This window comes from Streptococcus sp. (assembly GCF_019414905.1).
Lineage (GTDB): Bacteria > Bacillota > Bacilli > Lactobacillales > Streptococcaceae > Streptococcus.
The window spans coordinates 1-3,942 of record NZ_DXLC01000205.1 but is presented as its reverse complement, the minus strand read 5'-3'; the positions used below and the strand labels follow the sequence as shown (position 1 = coordinate 3,942).

Genomic DNA, 3,942 nt, shown 5'->3' with positions numbered 1-3,942 from the left:
AAACGGATACATGTTATAATAAAAATAGCTCTTTAATGGAGGTGTTTGAGTGGAAAATCTGAAGAAAATGGCAGGTATCAAGGCTGCTGAATTTGTCAATGATGGCATGGTTGTCGGACTGGGAACGGGGTCTACTGCCTATTATTTCGTAGAAGAAATCGGTCGTCGTATCAAGGAAGAAGGCTTGCAGATTATAGCTGTAACGACTTCTAGTGTGACCAGTAAACAGGCTGAAGGTCTTAATATCCCGCTCAAGTCTATTGACCAAGTAGACTTTGTCGATGTGACAGTCGACGGGGCGGATGAAGTGGATGGTCAGTTTAATGGAATCAAAGGCGGTGGTGGTGCCCTTCTGATGGAGAAAGTTGTCGCAACGCCTTCAAAAGAATACATTTGGGTGGTGGATGAAAGCAAGCTAGTAGACAAACTAGGTGCTTTTAAATTGCCAGTAGAAGTGGTTCAGTATGGCGCAGAACAGGTCTTTCGTCGTTTTGAGCGAGCTGGCTACAAACCAAGTTTCCGTGAAAAAGACGGCCAACGTTTTGTGACCGATATGCAGAATTTTATCATTGACATTGCCTTGGATGTCATCGAAGATCCAATTACTTTCGGACAAGAATTGGACCATATCGTTGGTGTCGTGGAGCACGGCTTGTTTAACCAAATGGTGGATAAGGTCATCGTTGCTGGACGAGACGGGGTTCAGATTTTAACTTCAACAAAAGCAAGATAACTAAAATAATAAGGAGATACACTATGTCAAAATTTAATCGTATTCACTTGGTTGTACTGGATTCTGTAGGAATCGGTGCTGCACCAGATGCTAATAACTTTGTCAATGCAGGAGTTCCAGATGGAGCTTCTGACACATTAGGACACATTTCAAAAGCAGTTGGTTTGAATGTCCCAAACATGGCTAAAATTGGTCTTGGAAATATTCCTCGAGAAACTCCTCTTAAGACTGTTCCAGCTGAAAGCAATCCAACAGGATATGCAACAAAATTGGAAGAAGTATCTCTTGGTAAGGATACGATGACTGGACACTGGGAAATCATGGGACTCAATATTACTGAGCCTTTCGATACTTTTTGGAACGGATTCCCAGAAGAAATCCTGACAAAAATCGAAGAATTTTCAGGACGTAAGGTCATTCGTGAAGCTAACAAACCTTACTCAGGAACGGCTGTTATCGATGATTTTGGACCACGTCAGATGGAAACTGGAGAGTTGATTATCTATACTTCAGCTGACCCTGTTTTGCAAATTGCTGCCCACGAAGACATCATTCCTTTGGACGAATTGTACCGTATCTGTGAATACGCTCGTTCAATTACACTTGAGCGTCCTGCCCTTCTAGGTCGTATCATTGCTCGCCCTTATGTAGGTGAACCAGGTAACTTCACTCGTACGGCAAATCGTCGTGACTTGGCCGTTTCTCCATTTGCACCAACTGTTTTGGATAAATTGAACGAAGCAGGTATCGATACTTACGCTGTTGGTAAAATCAACGATATCTTTAACGGTGCTGGTATCAATCATGACATGGGCCACAACAAGTCAAACAGCCACGGAATTGATACATTATTGAAGACCATGGGACTTGCTGAATTTGAAAAAGGATTCTCCTTCACAAACTTAGTTGACTTTGATGCCCTTTATGGACACCGTCGTAATGCTCATGGCTACCGTGATTGCTTGCATGAGTTTGATGAACGCTTGCCTGAAATTATCGCAGCCATGAGAGAGAATGATCTTCTTTTGATTACTGCGGACCATGGAAATGACCCAACTTATGCAGGAACAGACCATACTCGTGAATATATTCCACTTTTGGCCTACAGTCCTAGCTTTAAGGGAAATGGTGTCATTCCAGTTGGACATTTTGCAGATATCTCAGCGACTATTGCCGATAACTTTGGTGTTGAAACTGCCATGATTGGGGAAAGTTTCTTAGATAAATTGGTGTAAGATGACGCGCTATGCTTTACTGGTTAGGGGCATTAATGTCGGTGGGAAGAATAAGGTTGTCATGGCGCAACTTCGTCAAGAACTGACAGAGTTGGGACTGGGAAAGGTTGAAACCTACATCAACAGTGGCAATATTTTCTTTACTTCGACAGATCCCAAAGCCCAATTGGTTGAAAAGTTAGAGACTTTCTTTGAAATCCATTATCCATTTATTCAGAGCTTTTCCTTGCTGAGTCATGAAGACTATGAAGCGGAACTTGAAAATCTACCTAAATGGTGGAGTAAAGATTTGGCACGAAAGGATGTCCTCTTTTACACGGAGGGCTTGGATGTGGCTCAAGTCATCAAGAAAGTGAACAGTTTGGAACTGGAAGATGAAGTCGTTCATTTTGGAAAACTTGGTATTTTCTGGGGGAAATTCTCTGAGGAATCCTACTATGCAACTGCCTATCACAAGTACTTGCTCAAGATGCCTTTTTATCGCAACATCACCATTCGCAATGCAAAAACCTTTGACAAAATCGGTCAAATGCTACAAAATTATAAAGGAGACACACAATGACATTTTTAGATAAAATCAATGAAACAGCTGCTTTCCTGAAAGACAAGGGAATCCAAGCGCCTGAGTTCGGTCTAATCCTTGGATCAGGACTTGGAGAACTTGCAGAAGAAATCGAAAATCCAGTTGTAGTAGACTATGCTGAGATTCCAAACTGGGGCCGCTCTACAGTAGTTGGTCACGCTGGTAAATTAGTATATGGGGAACTTGCAGGTCGCAAGGTTTTGGCTCTTCAAGGACGTTTCCATTTCTACGAAGGAAATCCTCTGGAAGTCGTGACTTTCCCAGTACGTGTCATGAAAGTTCTTGGATGTGAAGGTGTCATTGTAACCAATGCAGCTGGCGGTATTGGATTTGGGCCTGGTACCTTGATGGCTATCTCAGACCATATCAATATGACGGGGCAGAACCCGTTGATGGGTGAAAATTTGGATGATTTTGGTCCTCGTTTCCCAGATATGTCTAAGGCCTACACACCAGAATACCGTGCTACTGCACATGAAGTTGCTAAAAAACTTGGTATCAAGCTTGATGAAGGTGTCTATATCGGTGTAACTGGTCCAACTTATGAAACACCAGCAGAGATTCGTGCCTATAAGACACTTGGAGCAGATGCAGTTGGTATGTCGACTGTTCCTGAAGTTATTGTGGCAGCTCACTCAGGTTTGAAAGTTCTCGGTATTTCATGTATTACTAACCATGCTGCAGGTTTCCAAGAAGAACTCAACCACGAAGAAGTTGTAGAAGTGACTGAACGTGTTAAAGGCGACTTTAAAGGCTTGCTGAAAGCGATTCTTGCAGAATTGTAAAAAAATTGGTGATGGTATTAGACTAGAAAGGGGGAGTTCTCATCGTCTTCAGTAGAGAAGATTGGGTTTGTTGTGATTAAAAGATGAACAAAAATCCAATCAACTACTATATCTTTAGTAAAAATTTATCACATGCTTATTTATCAATTATTGGTAAATAGGGGAAAATAAAAGAAAGTTAGAAAAGAATGAAAATCGGTCAACGAATAATGCGTTTTGGCATAAAAAAATTAAGTATCGGAGTTGTATCTGTTGCAGTTGGTTTTGCTTTTTTAGCACCGACAGGAATTTCTGCCAATGAAGGAAGTCCAGTTGTGAAAAACGAAACTCCTCTAGTAGTAAATGCAACGGATAGTCCGACAAAACTAGAAAATACTGATAAAAAACAGGAAACGCCTCTTATAGAGGAAAGAGTAGCAGTTATCCAACCAGCTCCGGAAACAAAAGAAGTCCTTAAAAATCAGAAGGAAGAAGAAAAGCTGGAATCCCATAAAACAGAGCCTGCTCTAGTTCCTGCAGAAGTGAATAGAGAGGAAAATGTAAAGGATGAGTCTACAACTTCTCGTCCTGTGACAGCAGAAGATCTTTTGAAAATCTCAAAAGGAG

Annotated in this window: 5 protein-coding genes; all 5 read left to right on the top strand. The window is 41.5% G+C overall.

Annotated features, from left to right (window positions below; all coding sequences use genetic code 11):
* The first annotated feature begins 49 nt into the window (after positions 1–49).
* Positions 50–733 carry a ribose-5-phosphate isomerase RpiA gene (gene rpiA / locus QZ359_RS06190; RefSeq protein ID WP_293964063.1) on the top strand — a complete coding sequence of 228 codons (684 nt, stop codon included), beginning with the start codon at positions 50–52 and terminating at the stop codon, positions 731–733.
* Between the two features lie 23 nt (positions 734–756).
* On the top strand, positions 757–1,968 hold the full coding sequence (locus QZ359_RS06185) for a phosphopentomutase (protein WP_293964061.1): 1,212 nt from the start codon (positions 757–759) through the stop codon (positions 1,966–1,968).
* 1 nt (position 1,969) lies between these two features.
* Positions 1,970–2,530, top strand: a complete 561-nt coding sequence (locus QZ359_RS06180; RefSeq protein ID WP_293964060.1) for a DUF1697 domain-containing protein — start codon at positions 1,970–1,972, stop codon at positions 2,528–2,530.
* Entirely contained in the window at positions 2,527–3,336 is an 810-nt protein-coding gene (locus tag QZ359_RS06175; RefSeq protein ID WP_125385933.1) for a purine-nucleoside phosphorylase, read from the top strand. Before QZ359_RS06180 ends, QZ359_RS06175 begins: the two co-directional genes overlap by 4 nt.
* Before the next feature lie 188 nt (positions 3,337–3,524).
* Positions 3,525–3,942 (top strand): YSIRK-type signal peptide-containing protein (locus tag QZ359_RS06170; RefSeq protein WP_293964058.1); only part of this gene is annotated, 418 nt, incomplete at its 3' end.

Coding starts and splice junctions, on each gene's coding strand:
- QZ359_RS06180 (WP_293964060.1), top strand. CDS start 1,970: ATGACGCGCTATGCTTTACTGGTTAGGGGCATTAATGTCGGTGGGAAG.
- QZ359_RS06185 (WP_293964061.1), top strand. CDS start 757: ATGTCAAAATTTAATCGTATTCACTTGGTTGTACTGGATTCTGTAGGA.
- QZ359_RS06175 (WP_125385933.1), top strand. CDS start 2,527: ATGACATTTTTAGATAAAATCAATGAAACAGCTGCTTTCCTGAAAGAC.